Below are 1,637 nucleotides of genomic sequence, written 5' to 3' on the forward strand. Positions count from 1 at the left end.
CTTCTCACTGTTCTCTGAACAGCCGCTCTTTAACAATGTGAATCATGCTGACGATGGAATGTGCGCCAAGCACATCTCCATCAACACGATATGTCGGAGAGGTCCGACAGATTCGTAATCCTTGACAGACCCCTTGGGGTTATATGGTCAAGCGATTAAGCGCATACGGTGGATGCCTTGGCAGCCAGAGGCGATGAAGGACGTGATAGCCTGCGATAAGCGTTGGCGAGGTGGCAAATACCCTGCGACCCAACGATTTCCGAATGGGGAAACCCACTCACCATCAGGTGAGTATCTATAGGCCAATACATAACCTATAGAGGCAAACCCGGGGAACTGAAACATCTAAGTACCCGGAGGAAAAGAAATCAACCGAGATTCCCCAAGTAGCGGCGAGCGAACGGGGACCAGCCCTTAAGCGTGACAACTGACAGGCGAACAAGCTGGGAAGCTTGACGATACAGGGTGATAGTCCCGTAGTCGAAGTCTGAGTCACGTGAAATCGAGTAGGTCGGGGCACGAGAAACCCTGACTGAACATGGGGGGACCATCCTCCAAGGCTAAATACTCCTGGCTGACCGATAGTGAACCAGTACCGTGAGGGAAAGGCGAAAAGAACCCCGGCGAGGGGAGTGAAATAGATCCTGAAACCGTATGCGTACAAGCAGTGGGAGCACCTTCGTGGTGTGACCGCGTACCTTTTGTATAATGGGTCAGCGACTTATATTCTGTGGCGAGCTTAACCGTATAGGGGAGGCGTAGGGAAACCGAGTCTTAACTGGGCGACCAGTCGCAGGGTATAGACCCGAAACCGGGCGATCTATCCATGGCCAGGGTGAAGATTGAGTAACATCAATTGGAGGCCCGAACCCAAGTATGTTGAAAAATGCTGGGATGAGCTGTGGATCGGAGTGAAAGGCTAATCAAGCCCGGAGATAGCTGGTTCTCCTCGAAAGCTATTTAGGTAGCGCCTCACGTATCACCGCTGGGGGTAGAGCACTGTTTCGGCTAGGGGGTCATCCCGACTTACCAACCCGAGGCAAACTCCGAATACCAGTGAGTGCAGCGTGGGAGACACACAGCGGGTGCTAACGTCCGTTGTGAAAAGGGAAACAACCCAGACCGTCAGCTAAGGTCCCAAAATCCTGATTAAGTGGGAAACGATGTGGGAAGGCTCAGACAGCTAGGAGGTTGGCTTAGAAGCAGCCATCCTTTAAAGAAAGCGTAATAGCTCACTAGTCGAGTCGGCCTGCGCGGAAGATATAACGGGGCTAAATCAGGTACCGAAGCTACGGGTTCATCCTCTGGATGAGCGGTAGAGGAGCGTCGTGTAAGCCAATGAAGGTGGATTGAGAAGTCTGCTGGAGGTATCACGAGTGCGAATGCTGACATGAGTAACGATAAGGGGAGTGAAAAACTCCCCCGCCGGAAGACCAAGGTTTTCTGTTCTACGTTAATCGGAGCAGAGTGAGTCGGCCCCTAAGGCGAGGCGGAAACGCGTAGTCGATGGGAAACGGGTTAATATTCCCGTACCGGATGTGGTTGCGATGGGGGGACGAAGAAGGCTAGGTGAGCCAGGCGTTGGTTGTCCTGGTGAAAGCATGTAGGCCGAGGAATCAGGCAAATCCGGTTCCTCC

General features: G+C 52.9%; 1 rRNA gene (running past one end of the window). It reads left to right on the plus strand.

Going from position 1 to position 1,637, the window contains the following annotated elements:
- The first annotated feature begins 145 nt into the window (after positions 1 to 145).
- Positions 146 to 1,637, plus strand: a 23S ribosomal RNA gene (locus tag MKZ40_RS16740); it runs 1,413 nt beyond the window's last position.

This window comes from Cobetia sp. BMC6 (assembly GCF_029991385.1).
Taxonomy (GTDB): domain Bacteria; phylum Pseudomonadota; class Gammaproteobacteria; order Pseudomonadales; family Halomonadaceae; genus Cobetia.